Consider the following 20,229-nt stretch of genomic DNA (forward strand, 5'->3'; position numbering starts at 1 on the left):
AGATTATTTAGATCCTTTGTTTTTATTTTAGATTTCTGATTTTAGATTTTAGATTGCTCTCTTTGCCTTAAATCTTTTTATTATTTTAGATTTTTGATTTTAGATTTTAGATTGCTCTCTTTGCCTTAAATCTTTTTATTATTTTAGATTTCTGATTTTAGACTTTAGATTGCTCTTTTTACCTTAAATCTTTTTATTATTTTAGATTTTTGATTTTAGATTACTCTCTTTACCTTAAAATCCTGTATTGTTTTATTTTAGATTGCTGACTTTAGATTTTAGATTCTTTTGAAACTTAAATTTGAAACCTTCTTATCATTAACTGCGTGTTTAGAATATCTGATTTCTTTCAAAATTCTAATCGAGTGCAAATATCTTATTTTTTAAAATAAATAATGCTTGTTCGAAAACAAACTTGTAACAAAAAACGTATTTTCGTGACAAATTGGTCATGATGCTAAAATTATTTAAAGAAAATATCCGAATTGCTTTTGGTTCTATCAAAACACAATTACTGCGAACCATTCTTACTGTATTAATTATCGCTATCGGGATTACGGCTTTGGTCGGAATCTTAACGGTTGTTACAGCACTTGAAAATACTATTTCGACCAATTTTGCTTCTATGGGAGCGAATACCTTCAACATTAATCAATACGAAAACAACTTAAAAAATCGTGGCGGAAATGAACGTGAAATTGTAAATCCGATTATTTCGTACCCGGAAGCTGTTGCTTTCAAAAACAAATACAAATATCCGTTTAGCGAAACTTCTCTTTCTTTTACGGCAACATCTAAAGCAGAAGTAAAATACTTGGATAAAAAAACAGATCCGGAAATTACTATTGTGGGTGTCGACGAGCACTTTATAAACAACTCTGGTTTAGAAACGACTTTAGGCCGCAGTTTTAATCAGTTTGACATTGAAAATAATACGTATTCTTGTGTTGTCGGATCTGATTTTGAAAAAGGTCTTTTAAAAGATGTTAATCCTATTGACAAAGTAATTTCAATTCGAGGCGCACGTTTTAAAGTGATTGGGGTTTTAAAAGAAAAAGGTTCCACTTTTGGAAACAGCCAGGATTTACGTGTTCTGATTCCGATTCAGGTAGCGCGTTCTTTGTTTACAGCTCCAAACATCAACTACACTATGAGTGTTATGGTTTCTAAAAAAGAATTTCTTGACGAAGCCATTGATAATGCAACAAGTACCATGCGAAGAGTTCGTAAATTAAGTCCGGTTCGTGATAATAATTTCGGCATTGGCCGAAGTGATGATTTGATTAACAGAATCCTCGGAATTACAAAATATTTGGGATGGGCTTCCTGGATTATTAGTATCATTACTATCCTGGGATCATCAATCGCTTTGATGAACATTATGATTGTATCGGTTACAGAACGTACCCGTGAAATTGGTGTTCGAAAAGCTTTAGGAGCTAAAAGAGTTACGGTTGCGGTTCAGTTTTTTATCGAAACCTTACTGATTGGTCAGATTGGGGGATTGGTTGGAATTGTACTGGGAATCTTGCTTGGTTTTGCTATTGCCACCGCAATGAGTTTTGTATTCGTTATTCCGTGGATGGCTATTATTGCAGCATTTGCGACTAGTTTTTCAGTTGCGATTGTTTCCGGATTGTATCCTGCAATAAAAGCTTCAAAATTAGACCCTATTGAAGCTTTGCGTTACGAATAATTTCGAGAAAACTTTAAATATTTCCTTTTATCATTCTGTCATTAGAGTAAATATCTTTTCGCAAATCGATATTTCTAAAATTCATATTTTCAAGCAGTTCAATCATTTCTTTTCCAAGATATTGATTGATCTCAAAATACAATTGTCCGTTTTCAAGTAAATTTACCTGTGCTAATTCTGCAATTTTTTTATAAAAAATCAAAGCATCATTATCGTCAACAAAAAGTGCCAAATGAGGTTCGTAATCCAAAACATTTTTTCTGATTTCTTGCTTCTCGAGGTTGCGAACGTAAGGTGGATTGGAAACGATAATATCAAAATCAGACTTTAGCTGTTCTAATTCTAAGACATTCTTCAACATAAAAGTAACATCGACTTTATTGTTTATTGCATTTCGTTTTGCGGTTTCGAGTGCTTTTTTAGAAACATCGATAGCATACACTTCTGCATGCGGAATATTTTTAGCCAAGGTAATAGCAATACAACCGCTTCCCGTACCAATATCCAGAATCTTTATTTTACGGGGATTTGCACTTTTTACATTTTCACTAATAATCCATTCGACTAATTCTTCTGTTTCCGGTCTTGGAATTAATACATTGTCATTAACTTCAAAATACAAACCGTAAAAATTTGTTTTTCCAATTAAATACTGAACCGGAACTTCTTTTTTTAATTGTGCTAAAAATGAACTCCACGCCGTTAAATCTGAATTGGTAAAAGTTAATTCGTGATTCAAGGCTAAATCAATTTGTCGCAGTTTATGCTTATCTTCTAAAATCAAATAGAAAAAACTTTCTGCTTCATACGCATCGTAAAGCGGCGAAAGTTCTTTAATAAATTGAGTACGATATTGTTTAATTTTCATTTTAGGACTATGATCATTAATTTTCGGCTAAAGTCAATTGTATTCTTTGTTAGGCTTTACAAAACTAATTTTGTTACAATTATTTTTACAAATCTTTCAACATCCAGACGGGGCAAGAATTATGCCCAGTATTACCAAGCGGAGCATTTAAATATGTAAAACCTGTTTTTTTATATAATTTTTGAGCAGCATGCATAAATGGCATTGTTTCGATGTAGCATTTTTTAAAACCAAATTCCATCGCTTGCTCCAAACATTTCTCCATCATGGCACTTCCTATTCCCAAACCACGTGTTTCAGGCAGAAAATACATCTTCTGCAACTCGCATATACTTGCATCTTCATTGGCTAAAGGTGCAATTCCGGCACAACCCACAATTTTACCCTCGTGCTCCACAACAAAATAAGCAGATTGAGGTTTATTATACTCCTGAAACATCAAATCTAAATACGGATCTTCATAAGCTGTACCCACTTTAGGAATCTCCATTTCATCAAAAACGGATCTTATTAAACGGGCAACTGACTGATTGTCTTCTATTTTTATTTTCCTGATTACCCAATTTTGCATTTCTTCACTATTTTCTGATATTTCTACAAAAGTAAAAATAGTTTTTATATCTGTTAATTGCTAATTAGATTCACTCATTTTGAAGACCTAAACTCAAAAATAATTACTTTTGTACTGTGAATACAAATGAGAAATACATAAAACGTTGCATCGAATTGGCTAAAAATGGTTTAGGAACTACTTTTCCTAATCCGATGGTAGGAAGTGTAATTGTTTACGAAGGTAAAATTATTGGCGAAGGCTGGCATAAAAAAGCTGGCGGACCGCATGCAGAAGTAAATGCTGTAAATAGTGTAAAAGATAAATCATTATTAAAAAAAGCAACCATCTATGTGAGTCTTGAACCTTGCAGTCATTTTGGAAAAACACCGCCATGTTGCGATTTAATAATTGCAAACGAGATTCCAAACGTCATTGTTGGAACGGTTGATCCTAATGAAAAAGTAGCCGGTAATGGAATTAAAAAACTAATTGCGGCAGGAGCCAATGTTGTTGTTGGCGTATTAGAAAAAGAATGTAACGAGCTAAACAAACGCTTTTTTACTTTTCATCAAAAAAAGAGACCTTACATCATCTTAAAGTGGGCAGAAAGTCAGGATGGTTTTCTGGCACCTGAAAAAGAAATCAATCAGGAACGTAAACCAGTTTGGATCACCAATACTTATTCTAGACAATTAGTTCACAAATGGCGCAGCGAAGAGCAGGCTATTTTAGTAGGCACACAAACTGTTGTTGATGATAATCCAAAACTAAATGTTCGGGATTGGAGCGCAAATAATCCGGTACGCGTCGTTCTGGATCAAAACAATCGTATTGCAAAAGACAGTTTTGTTTTTGACGATAGTGTAAAAACAATTGTTTTCACAAAATCTCCAATTACAAATAATTACACGAATACTTTATTTGAAGTATTGGATTTCGACCAAAACATTGTACCACAAATATTGGCTGTTTTGTATCAAAATCAAATTCAGTCTATTATTATCGAAGGAGGATTACAGACCTTACAATCCTTTATTGACGAAGATGTTTGGGATGAAGCCCGAATATTTGTTGGAAATACTACTTTCGGAAAAGGAACTAAAGCCCCGATATTTTCTAAGAAAAACATCGAAAAAACATACATCGAAAAAGACGAACTATTAAATATTAGAAATCATGATTGATACTATCATTTTTGACTTTGGAGATATTTTTATCAATTTAGATAAACAAGCTACGATATCGGGATTGCAAAAGCTAGGCTTAACGGAATGGACTCCCGAACTGGATCGCCTAAATTTATTATATGAAACAGGAGATGTTTCGCAGGACGAGTTCTTGGCAGGTTTTCAGAAAGAACTTCCCAACGCTTCTGTTGAAGACATCTTGGCAGCCTGGAATTCTATTTTGGCGGATTTCCCTTTGTACCGATTAGAGTTTCTGCAAATGCTTTCTAAAAAATACCGTTTGTTTTTATTGAGTAATACCGATGCTATACACATTCAGACTTTTGAGAACAAAAGCGGCATTTCTTTTTACAGCGACTTTTACCAATGTTTTGAAAAAGTTTATTTTTCTTTTGAAATTGGAATGAGAAAACCAAACGCAGAAGTTTTTCAATACGTAATCAACAAACACGAGCTATCACCAAAACGGACGTTGTTTGTCGATGATAAAAAAGAAAACACGGATGCAGCAGCTGCTTTAGGCTTGCATGTATGGAACCTGCAGGTTGGTCAGGAAGATGTTGTTGATTTATTTGATAAAAAATTACTTTAGAAATTTACTTTTGGAATATCCCGATACTTTTAAAACTATTGCTTTCGAATCTGAAGAAGTCTTATTGAAGGAAAAAGGCAGTAAGTTCTTTGGCTACGCTTTTCCTATTGAAAACGAAGATGCCGTTAAACCCATAATTGAAGACTTAAAAAAACAGCATCCCCACGCTGTACATTTTTGTTATGCCTATCAAATAGGAACAGCTCCAAAAATAGCGTATCGTACTAACGATGATGGAGAACCAAGCAATACGGCTGGCGCACCAATTTACGGTCAGATACAATCTTTTGGACTAACTAACGTTCTTGTAGTGGTCGTTCGGATTTTTGGCGGAGTAAAACTAGGTGTGGGCGGATTAATTGCTGCTTACAAAACAACTGCTCAAATGACGCTTGACATCTGCGAAATAACAGAAAAAACTATTGATGTACATTTTTTAGTTTCCTTTGATTATAAAAACATGAACAAGGTAATGCGTGTAATCAAAGAAAAAAAACTGGAAATCATATCTCAGGAAATGGAAATTGATGAAGATTCCGGAATGCCAATTGGAAAAATTGTTACCAAAACACGAAAAAAAAATGCCGAAATGGTATTCGACATTTTTGATTTAATGTTTGAAATCGACGTTAAAATTATATAAAATAGCTAAAAAACGCGTTTCAATTTAACACTTATTCTAACGTTTTGAACAATTCTAAAATATAATCCGGAGGAGCCGTTGGACGACCCGTTTTTAGCGAAACAAAAACCAAAATAAATACGGCAGTTGTTAATAACTCATTTGCTTCGTTGTAAATTGCGCAGTCAAATTCGATCTTGACAGAGGATTGACTTTTGAATGTTGTATGAATAGTCAGAAGTTCATCATAGCGCGCCGATTTTTTATAGTTTACTTGCATGGATACAATTGGCAGCCCAATACCGCTTTCTTCCATGCTTTTATACGAAACTCCTTTATTTCTAAGCCATTCCACGCGTCCTATCTCAAAATAAGGTATATAATTCCCGTGATATACAACCCCCATTTGATCGGTTTCTCCGTAACGAACACGCACTTGCGTTTGATGATTTTTCATTCTTTTTATATTAAAAAATTAGCTTTAAAAAACTTCCCTTACAACTTTATTTTATAAAATTTAAGTTCAATTTATTTTTTTTTACAGAAATTTGTTCACATATTTGTTATCCCGAAATACGGAATAAAATTGCTCCATTTTTATCAGGAGAATCTTAAACAATAATAAACAAATTTACTTGAATTTATGACTAAAACTGCTCAATCGGTATGGGAAAACTGTTTGTCCTTTATAAAAGACAATATTCAAGACCAGGCATACAAAACTTGGTTTGAACCAATCAAATCAGTTGAGCTAACCGACAACGCATTATATATTCAAGTTCCAAGTAAATTTTTCTACGAATGGCTAGAAGAACATTACGTTAAATTATTGAAAGTTGCGCTTACCAAAGAACTGGGAAAAAACGCAAAGTTACTCTATAAAATCAAAATGGAAAATACTTATGGAAACAAACAACCGTTCACTGAACAGTTGCCAAGTTCCAATAGAGTACCTATGAAACCGCAAGAGGTTGATGCTCCATTTAAAAATTTAAACCCTGAGCTTAAAAATCCGTTTGTAATTCCGGGAATTAGAAATCTAAAAATTGAATCGCAATTAAATCCAAACTATAGCTTTGACAACTTCTTAGAAGGAGACTCAAACCGTTTGGCACGTTCTGCAGGTATGGCTGTTGCCAACAAACCAGGTGGAACCTCTTTTAATCCGTTATTGATTTTTGGTGGAGTTGGTTTAGGAAAAACACACTTAGCACACGCTATTGGTGTTGAAGTAAAAGACAAATATCCTGAAAAAACGGTTTTATATATTTCTGCCGAGATTTTCACACAACAATATATCGACTCTGTTAAAAAGAACAATCGTAATGATTTTATTCACTTTTATCAGTTGATCGATGTTTTAATCATTGACGACGTTCAGTTCTTATCTGGTAAATCAGGTACTCAGGACGTTTTCTTCCATATCTTTAATTATTTACATCAAAACGGAAAACAGGTAATTTTAACTTCGGATAAAGCTCCTGTTGACATGCAAGATATCGAGCAGCGTTTGTTGTCTCGTTTTAAATGGGGATTATCTGCTGAGTTACATCAGCCGGATTACGAAACCCGTATTTCGATCCTAAAAAACATTTTGTACCGCGATGGTGTTGAAATGCCGGAAGACATTATAGAATATGTTGCCCGCAACATTAAATCGAATGTTAGAGAACTTGAAGGCGCTATTATCTCCTTAATTGCACAATCTTCTTTCAACAAAAAAGAAGTTACAATTGAGCTGGCAAAAAGCGTTGTAGAGAAATTTGTTAAAAACGTAAAGAGAGAAATTTCTATCGATTATATTCAAAAAATTGTGTCTGATTATTTTCAGTTGGATATTGAAACCCTTCAATCTAAAACCAGAAAAAGACACGTTGTTCAGGCGAGACAATTGGCTATGTTTTTTGCTAAAAAGTTCACTAAAGCATCTTTGGCAAACATTGGTTCTCAAATTGGAGATCGCGATCACGCTACCGTATTACATGCTTGTAAAACAGTAGATAATTTAGTATCGACGGACAAGCAATTCAAGAAATTTGTCGAAGACATCAACAAGAAATTAACGCTATAAACGCGAATCATGCCAGTAAAAATTTTAATGGTCTGTTTAGGAAATATTTGTAGATCACCTTTAGCCGAAGGTATTCTGGCATCAAAATTACCTCAAACTGATTTTGTCGTTGATTCTGCAGGAACAGGATCATGGCATGTTGGTCATGCACCAGACAAACGTTCTATTGCCGTTGCTAAAAAAAATGGCTTGTGCATTGACACTCAAAAAGGAAGACAATTTCAAACCTCAGATTTTGAGGAATTCGATTATATTTATGTAATGGATAATTCTAATTATCGTGATGTAATTGATCTTGCTAAAACTCCTGAACACAAAGAAAAAGTTCACCTTATCCTGAACGAATTATTTCCAAACGAAAATGTAGATGTACCCGATCCTTACTTTGGAGTAGCGAACGGTTTTGATAATGTGTATCAAATGTTAGACGAAGTAACTGATTTGATTGCACAAAAACTCATCGAAAAACATTCGTAACCTTATCTCGTTTTTTCAACCTATAAAATAATCACCCATGAAACTTTTAGGAAAACTATATTTAATTCCAACAACAATGGGCGAAAGTGATCCTATGGATGTTTTGCCACAAACGGTAAAACGAACTATTGATTTTATAGATCATTATATTGTTGAAAACGAAAAAACAGCAAGAAAATCAATAAAAGCGGTTGCTCCTGAAAAGAAACAATCAGAGCTTATACTTTTCACCTTAAATAAACGAACCGAAACCAGCGAGCATTTAGATTTCATCAAACCTTTGTTAGAAGGAAAAAATGTTGGTTTAATGAGCGAAGCCGGTTGTCCCGGAGTTGCTGATCCTGGTGCTGTCATTGTAAAATTGGCGCATGAAAAAGGGATTCAGGTTGTTCCTTTAGTTGGTCCATCTTCTATTTTGTTAGCTATGATGGCTTCCGGAATGAATGGTCAGAGTTTTACTTTTAATGGTTATTTGCCAATCGATAAAGACGAAAAAAAATCGGCTTTAAGGCATTTTGAAAAATTATCTGCCGATAAAAATCAATCTCAGATTTTTATTGAAACACCATACAGAAACAACAAATTAGTTGAAGATATTTTGCAAATTGTAAATCCGTCAACACATCTTTGTATTGCAACGGATATCACATTACCAACAGAATTTATTAAAACGATGCGTATTTCTGACTGGAAGAAATTAAAAGTAGATTTACATAATCGTCCAACGATTTTTATTATACATAAAATGTAAACGGCTTTGCGTTTCATTATCTCTGAAAATGTTGTAATTTCATTGCTGAAAACGTCACTATTAGTAAACGTTTTTCACTCACAAAGCTTTAACTACTAATTTTTCATGAGTAAACTTCCAAATGTAACCACCAGTATATTTTCGGTGATGTCTAAAATGGCAGCCGAACACAATGCCATTAATTTATCACAAGGTTTTCCCAACTTTCCTGTTGACGAAAGACTTACGGATATTATAGCAAAACTAGCCAAAGAAAATGTGCATCAATACACACCAATGGCTGGTTATCCGCCTTTGATGGATCAGATTGCGAAATTGGTTTATACTTCTTATAACAGAAAAATCAATCCGGAAAGTGAAGTTTTGGTCACCGCAGGTGCGACTCAGGGAATTTTCACTTCCATATTGGCATTAGTAAAATCCGGTGATGAAGTTGTAATCTTAGATCCTAGTTACGATTCGTATGAATCTCCTGTGCTCCTTTGCCATGCAAAACCGGTTCGGGTTGCATTAAACGATGATTACACACCAAACTGGGAAACAATCGAAAAAGCATTTTCTGCAAAAACGAAAATGATTATCATTAATAATCCACACAATCCAACAGGTAAAATCCTGACGGATGAGGATTTTTTACAGCTCGAAAAATTACTTTCTAAATATCCTAAGGCTTTAGTTTTGTCTGATGAAGTGTATGAATATATTACTTTTGAAGAAAAACACATTTCAGCCCACACCATAGAATTTCTTTTAGACCGTTGTATTATGGTCTCTTCCTTCGGAAAATCATTTCATATCACCGGATGGAAAATTGGATATACGGTAGCACCGGAATATTTAATGAAAGAAATTAAAAAAGTACATCAGTTTTTAGTTTTTAGTGTCAACAGTATTTCTCAGGTTGCGATTAGTCACTATTTGGACGTTGTAGATGTTCAATTACTTGGGAAATTCTATCAGGAAAAACGGGATTACTTTCAAAAATTGCTTCAAAACAGCCGTTTCGAATTGAAACCTTGTGAAGGAACTTATTTTCAGGTTGCTTCGTATACCTCTATTTCGAACGACGATGATGTGACCTTTTGCAAAAAATTAATTACCGATCATGGCGTTGCTGCCATTCCAATTTCGACTTTTTACTCGGATCATAAAGACCAAAAATTAATACGTTTTTGTTTTGCAAAAGACAATCTGACTTTAGAGGCTGCAGCAAAAAAATTATGCGAAATATAATTTTTTCGAAATTTTGTAACAATATTATGCGTGCATCCTATTTTATTTAATTAATATTGTAAAAAAAGAAAAGTATGAGCTATACAGATAAAATGTTACGCGACGACGCTTTAAAAGGCAAAGTCATTGTAGTTACAGGTGGCGGAAGTGGTTTAGGAAAAGCCATGACTAAATATTTTTTGGAATTAGGCGCTAATGTTGCCATTACTTCAAGAGATTTAGAGAAGTTAAAATCAACTGCTACAGAACTTGAAACAGAAACTGGCGGAAAATGTTTACCACTTCAATGTGATGTTCGTCATTACGAAGAAGTAGAAAACATGCTTCAGGGTGTTCTGAAAGAATTTGGAAAAGTTGATGTTTTATTAAATAATGCAGCCGGAAACTTTATTTCTCCTACTGAGAGATTATCTGCAAATGCATTTGACACTGTTATAGACATCGTACTAAAAGGTACTAAAAACTGTACGCTGGCTTTTGGAAAACACTGGATCGACACTAAACAAACTTCTTCTACAATTTTAAATATTGTAACGACTTATGCCTGGACAGGTTCTGCTTACGTAGTACCAAGTGCTACTGCAAAAGCTGGTGTTTTGGCTATGACAAGAAGTCTTGCTGTAGAATGGGCAAAATACGGAATTCGTTCTAACGCTATTGCTCCAGGGCCATTCCCTACAAAAGGAGCCTGGGACAGATTGTTACCGGGAGATTTGGCTGAAAAGTTTGACATGGCAAAAAAAGTTCCATTAAAACGTGTCGGCGATCATCAGGAATTGGCCAATCTTGCGGCTTACTTAGTTTCTGACTTTTCAGCGTATGTAAACGGAGACGTGATTACGATTGATGGTGGTGAATGGCTTAAAGGTGCAGGACAATTTAATTTGTTAGAAGCAATTCCGGAAGAACTTTGGGATCAGCTGGAAATGATGATTAAAGCTAAAAAGAATAAATAATTACAAGTGCTTACTAAATTCAGAATATTTTATTAAAACTATACTGATTGCACAAATCCCGATAGCATTGCTGTCGGGATTTTTTTATCCTTTTTAACCATATCGCTAGTATTATTTCAGTTAAGCAGTGATTTATTTAAATATCTGACTGCTAACTTTTACTTCCGTTACGTTTATGGTTTAAATAAACAATTTGTGTAGACAATCCACTTAAATTATTATTTTTGCGGAACAAATATCAAACATAAAATTATATGCTCATTATTGGAATTGCAGGAGGAACGGGAAGTGGAAAAACGACAGTAGTACATCAAATCATGAATGAATTGCCAGATACGGAAGTTGGGGTAATTTCTCAGGATTCTTACTATAAAGAAACCCATAATTTGTCATTTGATGAAAGAGCCTTAATAAACTTTGATCACCCTCGTGCTATTGATTTTGAATTACTGGAAAGACACCTTAAAGCTTTAAAAGCAGGTGAAACAATAGATCAGCCGGTTTATTCTTTTATTCAGCACAACAGAACTGATGATACGGTTTCGACGCACCCAAGAAAAGTAATGATTGTGGAAGGAATTTTAATCCTGACAAATCCTGAATTACGTGATCTTTTTGACATTAAAATTTATGTTCATGCTGACTCTGACGAAAGATTAATTCGTCGTTTAAAAAGAGACATTTCAGAACGTGGCCGTGATATTGATGAAGTTTTAACGCGTTACCAAAACACTTTAAAACCGATGCACGAGCAATTTATTGAGCCATCAAAAGCTTTTGCAGATATCATTATCCCAAATGACAAATACAATACCGTTGCAATTGATGTTGTTCGGGCGGTAATTAATCAACGAATTTCATAATTTTTATTGTAAATTTATCCATAAAATAAAAAGTTACTTTTGGCTTTGGTCAATATCTTTCTGTAACAGTAAATTATAAAAGATATTGACTTTTAGCAGAAGTTCAAAATGAATACTAAAATGAAAAATCCATTTAAAGATAAATCCTGGTTGAAATTTTTAGGCAATAAATATGTCTGGGTTTTACTGTTTTTTATTATCTGGATGTTATTTTTAGACAATTATTCTTATTTTGATCATCGTTTTCTCGACAATCAAATTCACGAGTTAAAGGATAATAAAACCTATTATCAGGAAGAGATTAAAAAAGACCAGGAACATATCAAGCAATTAAAAAATCCTGAACAAATTGAAAAATATGCTCGTGAAAAATATTTCATGAAAAAAGACAGCGAAGATATCTACATCATTCAATTTGAAGGTGATACAATTAAAACTCAAGAAGAAGAATAATACGAAAATAACAATAAATGGCTACTACCCTGTTCGACGATTTTAATTCGATTTCATCCAAACAATGGAAACAAAAAATTCAGTTTGAATTAGATGGAGCCGAATACAACGAAACTGTAATCTGGAACTCTCCGGAAGATATTCAGGTAAAACCTTTTTATCATAGCGATGATTTTTCAGCATCTGCTAATGTACAAACACAAGCATCAAATTTTAAAATTTGTCAAAACATCTTTGTTTACGATCTTGAAAAGTCTATTCAAAGAGCGATAAACAGTATTGAAAGAGGAGCTGAAAGTTTACGTTTTACGATTCAAAACGAAAAAATAGACATTCAAAAATTACTGGAAAACCTTCCTTTAGAAAACAGAACCGTTTACTTCAATTTAGGCTTTATTTCAATCGATTTCGTAAAGACATTAGACACTATTTCGATTCAGAAAAAAGCGAAGTTTTATTGCAATATGGATCCGATTGGTCATTTTGCAAGAGAAGGAAATTGGATATCGACTTTGGATAAAAATAATTTCGAAACCATAGCTAAGATTTCAAAAGCAACCACTAACCTTTCTTTACTGAGTATTGACTTAGGTTTATACCAAAATGCCGGTGCTAATATTACGCAACAAATTGCTTATAGTTTAGCGCATGCAAATGAATATCTTAATCGTTTGCCAACAATCTCCAATGAAATTGTATTTCAGGTTTCGGTAGGAACAAATTATTTCTTTGAAATCGCCAAACTTCGTGCTTTACGAATGCTTTTTGAATTAATTGCGGCTGAGTATAATCCGGAAATATCTTGTCATTTACTGGTTACGCCAACAAAACGCAATAAAACCATTTACGATTATAATGTCAACATGTTACGCACTACGAGCGAATGCATGTCGGCAATTTTAGGCGGTGCAGATGCTGTGGCTAACTTACCGTATGATGCTTTGTATCATAAAGACAATGAATTTGGTGACCGAATTGCCCGAAATCAATTGTTGATTCTAAAACATGAGAGTTATTTTGATAAAGTCAACAATCCTGCTGATGGAAGTTATTATATCGAAAGCCTTACAACGCAATTGGCTGAAAAAAGCTTAACTTTATTTAAGGACATAGAATCCAACGGCGGTTTCTTAAAACTTTTGAACGACGGAACGATAAAAAAGAAAATTCAGGAAAGTGCTGCGAAAGAACAGGAATTATTTGATTCTAAAAAAGAAGTTTTGCTTGGAACAAATAAATATCCGAACAAAGAAGACAAAATGAAAAACGATCTGGAATTGTTTCCGTTTGTAAAAATAAAACCAAGAAAAACATTAATTACGCCAATTATAGAGAAACGTCTTGCTGAAAAACTGGAACAGGAAAGACTTAAACTTGAATAAAATAAATTTTAAATAGTTATATTTAAATGTAAACCAAATAATTATGGAAGCAATTAGACAAATTATATCCGTTAAAAACCACTCTGTAACCGTTATTTTACCAGATGATTTTATAGCTGATGAAGTAGAAGTAATTATTTTACCTGTACAAAATAAAGAATACCAAATTCCCCAATGGCAAGTTGATCAAGTGAGAGAAAGAACGGAGAAATATTTAAAAAATCCAAAAAATGTAACAAACATTGATGATTTTTTAAAAGAAATTGAAGATGATCTATAAGATAGTTATTATTGAAGAAGCCAAAGCGGATTATAAAAAATCCTTACTTTGGTATAAAAATGTACATCCAAAATTAGCTATTAGATTTAATGATTCGTTTAAAAGAAGTTTAGCAATTATAAAAATAGATCCGTTATTATTTCAAATAAGATATGATAACATTAGAGTTGTATTTTTAAAAACTTTTCCATACGCTATCCATTATTCTATTTATGAAAATCGGATCGTTATTAAATCCATCTTTCACACTTCCAGAGAAAGTGAATTAAACGTATTCTAAACAACATTTTTACAATTGAGAAAAGACCTTACACATATAAAGTTAAACGCTAAAAGTGAGAAGTTAGATGTTGATTCACAAGATCAGCTACCAATAACGGAGAACTTTTTTACTGCCGAAGGAATCCAACTTAAAAAGACTTATTCTGAAAAAGATATTGAGGATTTAGAGTTTTTGGAATTTGGCGCTGGCTTTGCTCCTAATTTACGTGGTCCCTACGCAACGATGTACGTAAGGCGTCCGTGGACGATACGTCAATATGCAGGATTTTCGACTGCAGAAGAAAGCAATGCCTTTTACAGAAGAAATTTAGCTGCTGGTCAAAAAGGGCTTTCAATTGCTTTTGATTTACCTACGCACCGCGGTTATGACTCCGATCATGAGCGTGTTGTTGGTGATGTTGGTAAAGCTGGTGTTGCGATAGATTCTGTAGAAGACATGAAGGTTTTGTTTGATCAGATTCCGTTAGACGAAATGTCTGTCTCTATGACCATGAATGGCGCTGTTTTACCCATTATGGCTTTTTATATCGTAGCTGCAGAAGAACAAGGTGTTGCTATCGAGAAACTGTCAGGAACGATTCAAAATGACATTCTTAAAGAGTTTATGGTTCGTAATACCTATATCTATCCGCCAACGCCTTCTATGAAGATTATTGCCGATATATTTGAATATACGAGCAAAAAAATGCCAAAATTCAATTCTATTTCCATTTCAGGATATCACATGCAGGAAGCGGGAGCTACTGCCGACATTGAATTGGCTTATACGCTTGCTGATGGTTTAGAATATATTAGAACCGGATTATCTACGGGAATGACTATTGATGAATTTGCTCCAAGATTATCTTTTTTCTGGGCAATTGGAATGAATCATTTTATGGAAATCGCCAAGATGCGTGCCGGACGAATGATTTGGGCAAAATTAATTCAGCAATTTAATCCAAAAAGCGATAAATCACTGGCATTAAGAACACATTGCCAAACAAGTGGATGGAGCTTAACAGAGCAAGACCCGTTTAATAATGTTGCCAGAACGTGTATCGAGGCAACTGCTGCTGCCTTTGGAGGTACGCAATCTTTGCATACAAATGCTCTTGATGAAGCGATTGCTTTACCAACTGATTTCTCTGCAAGAATTGCCCGCAATACGCAGATTTTTTTACAGGAAGAAACTAAAATTACCAAAACTGTCGATCCTTGGGGCGGAAGTTATTATGTGGAAAGTTTGACTAATGAAATCCTGAAAAGTACCTGGAAACTTATTGAAGAAGTAGAAGAATTAGGCGGAATGACAAAAGCTATTGAAGCCGGAATTCCAAAACTAAGAATCGAAGAAGCTGCCGCCAGAAAACAAGCCCGTATTGATAGCAGTCAGGATATTATTGTTGGGGTAAACAAATACCGATTAGAAAAAGAAGATCCTTTGCATATTTTAGATGTAGACAACCAAATGGTTCGAAAACAGCAAATTGATCTGCTCGAAAGAATTAAAGCAAACAGAGATACTGAAAAAGTAACTCAATCCATAGATAAATTAATTCATTGCGCTAAGACAGGACAAGGCAACTTGTTAGAAATTGCCATTGAAGCAGCACGAAACAGAGCGACATTAGGTGAAATTAGTGATGCTCTCGAAAGTGTATTTGGCAGATTCAAGGCGCAAATTAAATCCTTTAGCGGTGTGTATAGTGCAGCAATAAAAAACGACGAGAATTTTGAAAAGGCAAAACAGTTAGCTGATACCTTTGCTAAACAAGAAGGAAGACGTCCCCGAATTATGATTGCCAAAATGGGACAAGATGGTCACGATCGAGGGGCAAAAGTAGTCGCCACAGGATACGCTGATGTTGGTTTTGATGTTGATATAGGGCCACTTTTTCAAACTCCTGCCGAAGCTGCTAAACAAGCCGTAGAAAATGATGTGCATATATTAGGTGTGTCTTCGTTAGCAGCAGGTCATAAAACCTTAGTTCCGCAAGTTATTGAAGAACTTAAGAAACATGGCAGAGAAGATATTATGGTTATTGTCGGCGGTGTTATACCTGCTCAGGACTATCAATTTTTGTTTGATGCCGGTGCTGTTGCCGTTTTTGGCCCCGGAACAAAAATTAGCGAAGCCGCCATTAAAATTCTTGATATCCTAATTGACTAGTTAGCTTATAAAAAAATGCCCTCAAAAACAGTAAGCTTTTGAAGGCATTTTTTATTGTCAAATTGATTAAATCTGACTAATCGTGTATTGTAGCATTATTGTTTGCTTTGATGTATGAAAGGTCATATCCTCCAAAAGCTTTCATATAACTTCTTAATGAAGTGCCGTATGCATCTCTAAAATGACGTTCTCCGTTATTTTTAAAGAAGTTCTTTACTGAACCAGCTCCTCCAAGATGTGCCGCTGCCAAAATTCCAGATTCTGTAACTTCAACACCGTTAATAATTTTCCCTGCGTATTTTCGTATTTCACGACGCAAAATCCATTTGTTTTTAGATAGTAACGCTACAAATGCTTTTTCCTGTAAAGCAGGATCTTTTAAAAATTCTTCATCACTTTTGATACCGATTGCTCTTAGAGCTTTAGAACCAAACTGATATTTTCCCATGTAACCCAAAGAATTAACTAACTTGTATTTTCCTTGAGATTCTTTGTAAGCAACAGCTTCTTTAAAACCTATTAAATGATTTCCTGTATAAGGAAAATTTAAATTGTGGTAAGTATCCTTATCTTTAGGATAATCATCCTCTTGCTGAGATGGAAATAAGTATGCTGCTCCATCTGTTGTTTCTGTTAAAAACCAAGGTTTGGCTTTTATAGTAAAGGGTTTAAACCCCAGGCTCAAAAATGTAATAATAACGACTAAACTTGTGTAATAGTACCATTTCTTTATCATAATTTGTTTTTCTTCAAAACGCTGTCACCCTCTTGAAATTTCTACGGTGCAAAGATAAGAAATACAAAATAATCCTGTAAATCAATACTTTACATGATTTAACATTTTACTAAACATTGCTTAACCCCTTTATTAATGCAGTATTCGGGCAATGTTGCTATTATTGAATTAGCCTCAAAAACACTAAAATAAAAATTTCAAAAAACGCCATTTTTATCATTTCTTTAGCAAAAATGTTAAAAACATAAGATTTAACTTTCTTAAAACAAGGTTTTTAGAAAAAAACGAAATGTCATATTTTGAAATTTCACAAAAAATTATACAGAATTTTATGTTTAAATTAAATTTTAATCGCTATTTTATATCTGATCCTATTACGAAAAAAAGAAAGTATAAGTAAAAAAATAGTATTTCTCAAAATAACTAATCTTAAAACAGTACTATTTTAGAAACTTGATAATTCAAAGCTTTTCTATTTTTTTAATTTCAAAAAATATTTAGGCATAAAAAAACCGAAGTATAAAACTTCGGTTCTCTATATTGATTGATCTAATTACTATCTTGTCACCCCTTTACTGGCAATCCAAGCTGAATATTTCTTTGCATTTACAGTATGTTGCTCATAAGTTGAAGCAAATTCATGATATCCAAAACGATCTATGCTTGCACAAAAATAGATGTAATCGTGTTTTTCAGGGTTTAAAACTGCTTCAAGAGCTGTAATGTCCGGCATTGCGATTGGTCCCGGAGGCAGTCCAACATTCACGTAAGTGTTATAAGGTGACTTCATTAATAAGTCATTATAAAGTACTCTTTTGATAACCTGATCAAAATCATTGTCTTTTAGTTTCAACGCATAAATAACGGTTGGATCTGCTTGCAATGGCATTCCTAAACGCAAACGATTCAAATAAACACCTGCAATTCGAGGTCTTTCGTCTCTTTTTACAGATTCTTTATGAACAATTGAAGCTAAAATTGAAGCCTGAACAGGAGTCAAACCTTCCTTCTCTGCTTTATTAATTCTTTCTTGTGTCCAAAAATTATTATACTCTTTGATCATTTTATCACGAAACTTCACCGCTGAAGTATTCCAATAAATTTCATACGTATTTGGGATAAACATCGCAAAAACATTTTCTTCATTAAAGCCATTCGCCTTCAAAAACGTAGAATCTTTTATTGCTTTCATTAATGACAAACTATCCGCTTCGATTTCTGAACCAACTCTTCCTGCAAAATTCTCCAGACGCTCCTGATTGTTAAAAGCTAATTTTACCGGAACATTAGAACGCATTGCACGAACCAAATCGATATTATTCATATCTTTTTTAAGCAAAAAGCGTCCTGATTTTACATTCTCCGGATAACTTCTTTTTTCAGCCACCATTTCAAAATCACTGTAATTTTTAATGTAAGGCTCTAAAATCTTTTTAACATCGTTATAGGTAGCATCTGTTGGAACGTGAACAAATACTTCTTTTTCTTCAAATTTTGTATTGGCGCTGAAAATTTTATTGATTAAAATAAATCCATAAATCATTAAAACTGAAATTACGGCCACAGCAACTATTGTGATGATCTTTTTTAGGCTCAAGGTGTATAATTTAAATTTGTTTGTTAATTAACTGAAAAATTGCTTCGTCCTGATATTGGTTATCTAGCAAAATCCAATCTTTTTTAATTCCTATCTTCTCAAAGCCAAATTTAGTAAAAAGCGCAATACTTGCTACATTTCTTACAGCAATATTTGCATACAATTGATGTAAATTTAAATTATGAAAACAATAGTTTATCAATAACTCTAATGCCTCAGAACCAATGCTTTGATTTCTTTTTTCTTTATCCTGAATTACAATACCAACTCCTGCTCGATTATTTTTGGGATCGAATTCAAATAAATCTATTAATCCAACGGCAGGAAAATCTTCGTCCTGACAGATCGCCAGACGCAATTGTTTTGCTTCGTAAATGTCTTGTTGGGCATTTTCGAGATATTGCCGAATCAAAAATCGGCTGTATGGTGTGCATGTATTACTGACTTCCCATATACTCTGGTCATTCTCCATCGCATATATAAATTCTAAATCATTCGGCTCTAATGCCCGAAGATAAATCGAATCTCCTTTGAGTGTCATCATATTTAGATTGTAGATTTTAGATTGCAGATTTTAGATTTTTTTTGCTTTTGACTTTTGACTTTCTAACTTTCGACTTAAATATTAAATCTCAATTGTACCTTTAAAAACAAATTTGGCTGGTCCGGTTAAAAAGACATTTTTAAAGTGCTCTCCAATTTTATCAAAAGAAACGATAAGTTTTCCTCCTTCAACATTTAAATTAATAGCCGTTTTATCAGTCTGACCAGTTGCATTCATCGCAATCGCAACTGCTGTTGCTCCTGTTCCGCAAGCTAAAGTTTCATCTTCAACACCACGTTCATATGTACGTAATGAAAAAGTAGCATCATCAACTTTCTTTACAAAATTGACATTACTTCCTTTTTCTCCATACAATTCACCGTAGCGAATTGCTGCACCATTTTCCTTTACATTATAATGTTCGAGATCATCTATCATTTGAACATGGTGCGGAGAACCTGTATTTAAAAAAGTATAAGATTCATTGTTTTTAATTTCATCTACATCTATCATTTGTAAAGACACAATAGCATCTTCTCCAACTGTAGCATGGTGCAAACCGTCTGTTGCAATAAAGGTAGTTTTGTCCTCTATTACGCCTAACTTATTCGCAAAAGCAACCAGACAACGGCCACCATTTCCACACATTGAACTTTGGTTTCCGTCGGAATTATAATAAACCATTTTGAAGTCAGTTTCGCTATCATTTTCTAATAAGATAAGTCCGTCTGCTCCAATTCCGAAACGCCTGTCACACAAGCGTTCTATTAACTTAATATCATCTTTAGGAAAAAAATCAGAACGATTATCTATCATTACAAAATCATTCCCGGTTCCTTGATATTTATAAAATTCTAGTTTCATTTTTCTTTCAATTATAGATACAAAAGTACGAACTAATATTTAAGGAAATGTTAATCATTGTTAAAGAGCG

General features: G+C 33.8%; 22 protein-coding genes. 15 read left to right on the forward strand and 7 right to left on the reverse strand.

The genetic code is table 11. The annotated features are described in order from the left end of the window. The first annotated feature begins 451 nt into the window (after nucleotides 1-451). A complete protein-coding gene (locus B0A66_RS20285) occupies nucleotides 452-1,696 on the forward strand; it encodes an ABC transporter permease (protein WP_165766665.1) in 1,245 nt (414 codons plus the stop codon). A gap of 13 nt (nucleotides 1,697-1,709) precedes the next feature. Here the strand turns inward: B0A66_RS20285 and prmC are convergent, their stop codons facing one another. Together prmC and B0A66_RS20295 are read right to left on the reverse strand one after the other, a co-directional pair. Beyond that, the gene (gene prmC / locus B0A66_RS20290) at nucleotides 1,710-2,564 is read right to left on the reverse strand and encodes a peptide chain release factor N(5)-glutamine methyltransferase (RefSeq protein ID WP_089051680.1); all 855 of its coding nucleotides are present in this window, start codon (nucleotides 2,562-2,564) and stop codon (nucleotides 1,710-1,712) included. 85 nt (nucleotides 2,565-2,649) lie between these two features. Next, nucleotides 2,650-3,135: a GNAT family N-acetyltransferase gene (locus tag B0A66_RS20295; protein WP_089051681.1), complete on the reverse strand. Its 486-nt coding sequence runs from the start codon at nucleotides 3,133-3,135 to the stop codon at nucleotides 2,650-2,652. Between the two features lie 116 nt (nucleotides 3,136-3,251). Between B0A66_RS20295 and ribD the strand changes: the two genes are divergently transcribed. Genes ribD through B0A66_RS20310 form a run of 3 tightly spaced genes read left to right on the forward strand, consistent with a single transcriptional unit; the run spans nucleotide 3,252 to nucleotide 5,539 of the window. Further along, a complete protein-coding gene (ribD, locus tag B0A66_RS20300; RefSeq protein ID WP_089051682.1) occupies nucleotides 3,252-4,301 on the forward strand; it encodes a bifunctional diaminohydroxyphosphoribosylaminopyrimidine deaminase/5-amino-6-(5-phosphoribosylamino)uracil reductase RibD in 1,050 nt (349 codons plus the stop codon). After that, on the forward strand, nucleotides 4,294-4,896 hold the full coding sequence (locus B0A66_RS20305) for an HAD family hydrolase (protein ID WP_089051683.1): 603 nt from the start codon (nucleotides 4,294-4,296) through the stop codon (nucleotides 4,894-4,896). The genes ribD and B0A66_RS20305 overlap by 8 nt, the downstream gene beginning before the upstream one ends. A 10-nt stretch (nucleotides 4,897-4,906) precedes the next feature. Beyond that, nucleotides 4,907-5,539: an IMPACT family protein gene (locus B0A66_RS20310; RefSeq protein ID WP_089051703.1), complete on the forward strand. Its 633-nt coding sequence runs from the start codon at nucleotides 4,907-4,909 to the stop codon at nucleotides 5,537-5,539. A gap of 31 nt (nucleotides 5,540-5,570) precedes the next feature. Here the strand turns inward: B0A66_RS20310 and B0A66_RS20315 are convergent, their stop codons facing one another. Further along, nucleotides 5,571-5,975, reverse strand: a complete 405-nt coding sequence (locus B0A66_RS20315; protein WP_089051684.1) for an acyl-CoA thioesterase — start codon at nucleotides 5,973-5,975, stop codon at nucleotides 5,571-5,573. 186 nt (nucleotides 5,976-6,161) lie between these two features. On the opposite strand from B0A66_RS20315, the gene dnaA reads away from it, so the two are divergent. From dnaA to scpA, 11 genes are all read left to right on the forward strand, one after another. Next, nucleotides 6,162-7,589: a chromosomal replication initiator protein DnaA gene (dnaA, locus tag B0A66_RS20320; RefSeq protein WP_065451227.1), complete on the forward strand. Its 1,428-nt coding sequence runs from the start codon at nucleotides 6,162-6,164 to the stop codon at nucleotides 7,587-7,589. A 9-nt stretch (nucleotides 7,590-7,598) separates the two neighbouring features. Further along, nucleotides 7,599-8,066 carry a low molecular weight protein-tyrosine-phosphatase gene (locus B0A66_RS20325; protein ID WP_089051685.1) on the forward strand — a complete coding sequence of 156 codons (468 nt, stop codon included), beginning with the start codon at nucleotides 7,599-7,601 and terminating at the stop codon, nucleotides 8,064-8,066. 37 nt (nucleotides 8,067-8,103) lie between these two features. Next, nucleotides 8,104-8,817, forward strand: coding sequence for an SAM-dependent methyltransferase (locus B0A66_RS20330; RefSeq protein ID WP_089051686.1), 714 nt, complete (start codon nucleotides 8,104-8,106; stop codon nucleotides 8,815-8,817). A gap of 105 nt (nucleotides 8,818-8,922) precedes the next feature. Continuing rightward, entirely contained in the window at nucleotides 8,923-10,050 is a 1,128-nt protein-coding gene (locus tag B0A66_RS20335; protein WP_089051687.1) for a methionine aminotransferase, read from the forward strand. A gap of 74 nt (nucleotides 10,051-10,124) precedes the next feature. Next, nucleotides 10,125-11,006, forward strand: coding sequence for an SDR family oxidoreductase (locus B0A66_RS20340; protein ID WP_165766666.1), 882 nt, complete (start codon nucleotides 10,125-10,127; stop codon nucleotides 11,004-11,006). 254 nt (nucleotides 11,007-11,260) lie between these two features. Continuing rightward, nucleotides 11,261-11,869, forward strand: a complete 609-nt coding sequence (gene udk / locus B0A66_RS20345) for a uridine kinase (RefSeq protein ID WP_029272650.1) — start codon at nucleotides 11,261-11,263, stop codon at nucleotides 11,867-11,869. 120 nt (nucleotides 11,870-11,989) lie between these two features. Continuing rightward, nucleotides 11,990-12,322 (forward strand): FtsB family cell division protein, encoded by a 333-nt coding sequence (locus B0A66_RS20350; protein WP_089051705.1) that lies wholly within the window; start codon nucleotides 11,990-11,992, stop codon nucleotides 12,320-12,322. A 17-nt stretch (nucleotides 12,323-12,339) separates the two neighbouring features. After that, complete coding sequence (locus B0A66_RS20355) at nucleotides 12,340-13,704, forward strand: methylmalonyl-CoA mutase subunit beta (RefSeq protein ID WP_089051688.1); 1,365 nt, start codon at nucleotides 12,340-12,342, stop codon at nucleotides 13,702-13,704. Between the two features lie 43 nt (nucleotides 13,705-13,747). Beyond that, a complete protein-coding gene (locus B0A66_RS20360) occupies nucleotides 13,748-13,984 on the forward strand; it encodes a hypothetical protein (RefSeq protein ID WP_089051689.1) in 237 nt (78 codons plus the stop codon). Next, the gene (locus tag B0A66_RS23085; protein WP_089051690.1) at nucleotides 13,974-14,264 is read left to right on the forward strand and encodes a type II toxin-antitoxin system RelE/ParE family toxin; all 291 of its coding nucleotides are present in this window, start codon (nucleotides 13,974-13,976) and stop codon (nucleotides 14,262-14,264) included. Before B0A66_RS20360 ends, B0A66_RS23085 begins: the two co-directional genes overlap by 11 nt. A 15-nt stretch (nucleotides 14,265-14,279) precedes the next feature. Further along, nucleotides 14,280-16,418, forward strand: a complete 2,139-nt coding sequence (gene scpA, locus B0A66_RS20370; RefSeq protein ID WP_089051691.1) for a methylmalonyl-CoA mutase — start codon at nucleotides 14,280-14,282, stop codon at nucleotides 16,416-16,418. A 76-nt stretch (nucleotides 16,419-16,494) separates the two neighbouring features. Here scpA and B0A66_RS20375 read toward each other — a convergent pair whose 3' ends face one another. The 4 genes from B0A66_RS20375 to dapF all read right to left on the reverse strand — a co-directional run bounded on the left by B0A66_RS20375 (nucleotide 16,495) and on the right by dapF (nucleotide 20,159). After that, the gene (locus B0A66_RS20375) at nucleotides 16,495-17,154 is read right to left on the reverse strand and encodes a peptidoglycan-binding protein LysM (RefSeq protein ID WP_089051692.1); all 660 of its coding nucleotides are present in this window, start codon (nucleotides 17,152-17,154) and stop codon (nucleotides 16,495-16,497) included. A 556-nt stretch (nucleotides 17,155-17,710) separates the two neighbouring features. Further along, nucleotides 17,711-18,751, reverse strand: coding sequence for an endolytic transglycosylase MltG (gene mltG, locus B0A66_RS20380; protein WP_089051693.1), 1,041 nt, complete (start codon nucleotides 18,749-18,751; stop codon nucleotides 17,711-17,713). A 10-nt stretch (nucleotides 18,752-18,761) separates the two neighbouring features. Then, nucleotides 18,762-19,295, reverse strand: coding sequence for a GNAT family N-acetyltransferase (locus B0A66_RS20385; protein WP_089051694.1), 534 nt, complete (start codon nucleotides 19,293-19,295; stop codon nucleotides 18,762-18,764). Between the two features lie 81 nt (nucleotides 19,296-19,376). Further along, entirely contained in the window at nucleotides 19,377-20,159 is a 783-nt protein-coding gene (gene dapF, locus B0A66_RS20390; RefSeq protein WP_089051695.1) for a diaminopimelate epimerase, read from the reverse strand. Between the last annotated feature and the right edge of the window lie 70 nt (nucleotides 20,160-20,229).

The organism is Flavobacterium hercynium, from assembly GCF_002217285.1.
GTDB lineage: Bacteria > Bacteroidota > Bacteroidia > Flavobacteriales > Flavobacteriaceae > Flavobacterium > Flavobacterium hercynium.

Coding starts and splice junctions, on each gene's coding strand:
- B0A66_RS20355 (WP_089051688.1), top strand. CDS start 12,340: ATGGCTACTACCCTGTTCGACGATTTTAATTCGATTTCATCCAAACAA.
- B0A66_RS20295 (WP_089051681.1), bottom strand. CDS start 3,135: ATGCAAAATTGGGTAATCAGGAAAATAAAAATAGAAGACAATCAGTCA.
- B0A66_RS20315 (WP_089051684.1), bottom strand. CDS start 5,975: ATGAAAAATCATCAAACGCAAGTGCGTGTTCGTTACGGAGAAACCGAT.
- B0A66_RS20325 (WP_089051685.1), top strand. CDS start 7,599: ATGCCAGTAAAAATTTTAATGGTCTGTTTAGGAAATATTTGTAGATCA.
- B0A66_RS23085 (WP_089051690.1), top strand. CDS start 13,974: ATGATCTATAAGATAGTTATTATTGAAGAAGCCAAAGCGGATTATAAA.
- B0A66_RS20375 (WP_089051692.1), bottom strand. CDS start 17,154: ATGATAAAGAAATGGTACTATTACACAAGTTTAGTCGTTATTATTACA.
- B0A66_RS20360 (WP_089051689.1), top strand. CDS start 13,748: ATGGAAGCAATTAGACAAATTATATCCGTTAAAAACCACTCTGTAACC.
- B0A66_RS20335 (WP_089051687.1), top strand. CDS start 8,923: ATGAGTAAACTTCCAAATGTAACCACCAGTATATTTTCGGTGATGTCT.
- dnaA (WP_065451227.1), top strand. CDS start 6,162: ATGACTAAAACTGCTCAATCGGTATGGGAAAACTGTTTGTCCTTTATA.
- prmC (WP_089051680.1), bottom strand. CDS start 2,564: ATGAAAATTAAACAATATCGTACTCAATTTATTAAAGAACTTTCGCCG.
- udk (WP_029272650.1), top strand. CDS start 11,261: ATGCTCATTATTGGAATTGCAGGAGGAACGGGAAGTGGAAAAACGACA.
- B0A66_RS20305 (WP_089051683.1), top strand. CDS start 4,294: ATGATTGATACTATCATTTTTGACTTTGGAGATATTTTTATCAATTTA.
- B0A66_RS20385 (WP_089051694.1), bottom strand. CDS start 19,295: ATGATGACACTCAAAGGAGATTCGATTTATCTTCGGGCATTAGAGCCG.
- B0A66_RS20340 (WP_165766666.1), top strand. CDS start 10,125: ATGAGCTATACAGATAAAATGTTACGCGACGACGCTTTAAAAGGCAAA.
- B0A66_RS20285 (WP_165766665.1), top strand. CDS start 452: ATGATGCTAAAATTATTTAAAGAAAATATCCGAATTGCTTTTGGTTCT.
- dapF (WP_089051695.1), bottom strand. CDS start 20,159: ATGAAACTAGAATTTTATAAATATCAAGGAACCGGGAATGATTTTGTA.
- B0A66_RS20350 (WP_089051705.1), top strand. CDS start 11,990: ATGAAAAATCCATTTAAAGATAAATCCTGGTTGAAATTTTTAGGCAAT.
- B0A66_RS20330 (WP_089051686.1), top strand. CDS start 8,104: ATGAAACTTTTAGGAAAACTATATTTAATTCCAACAACAATGGGCGAA.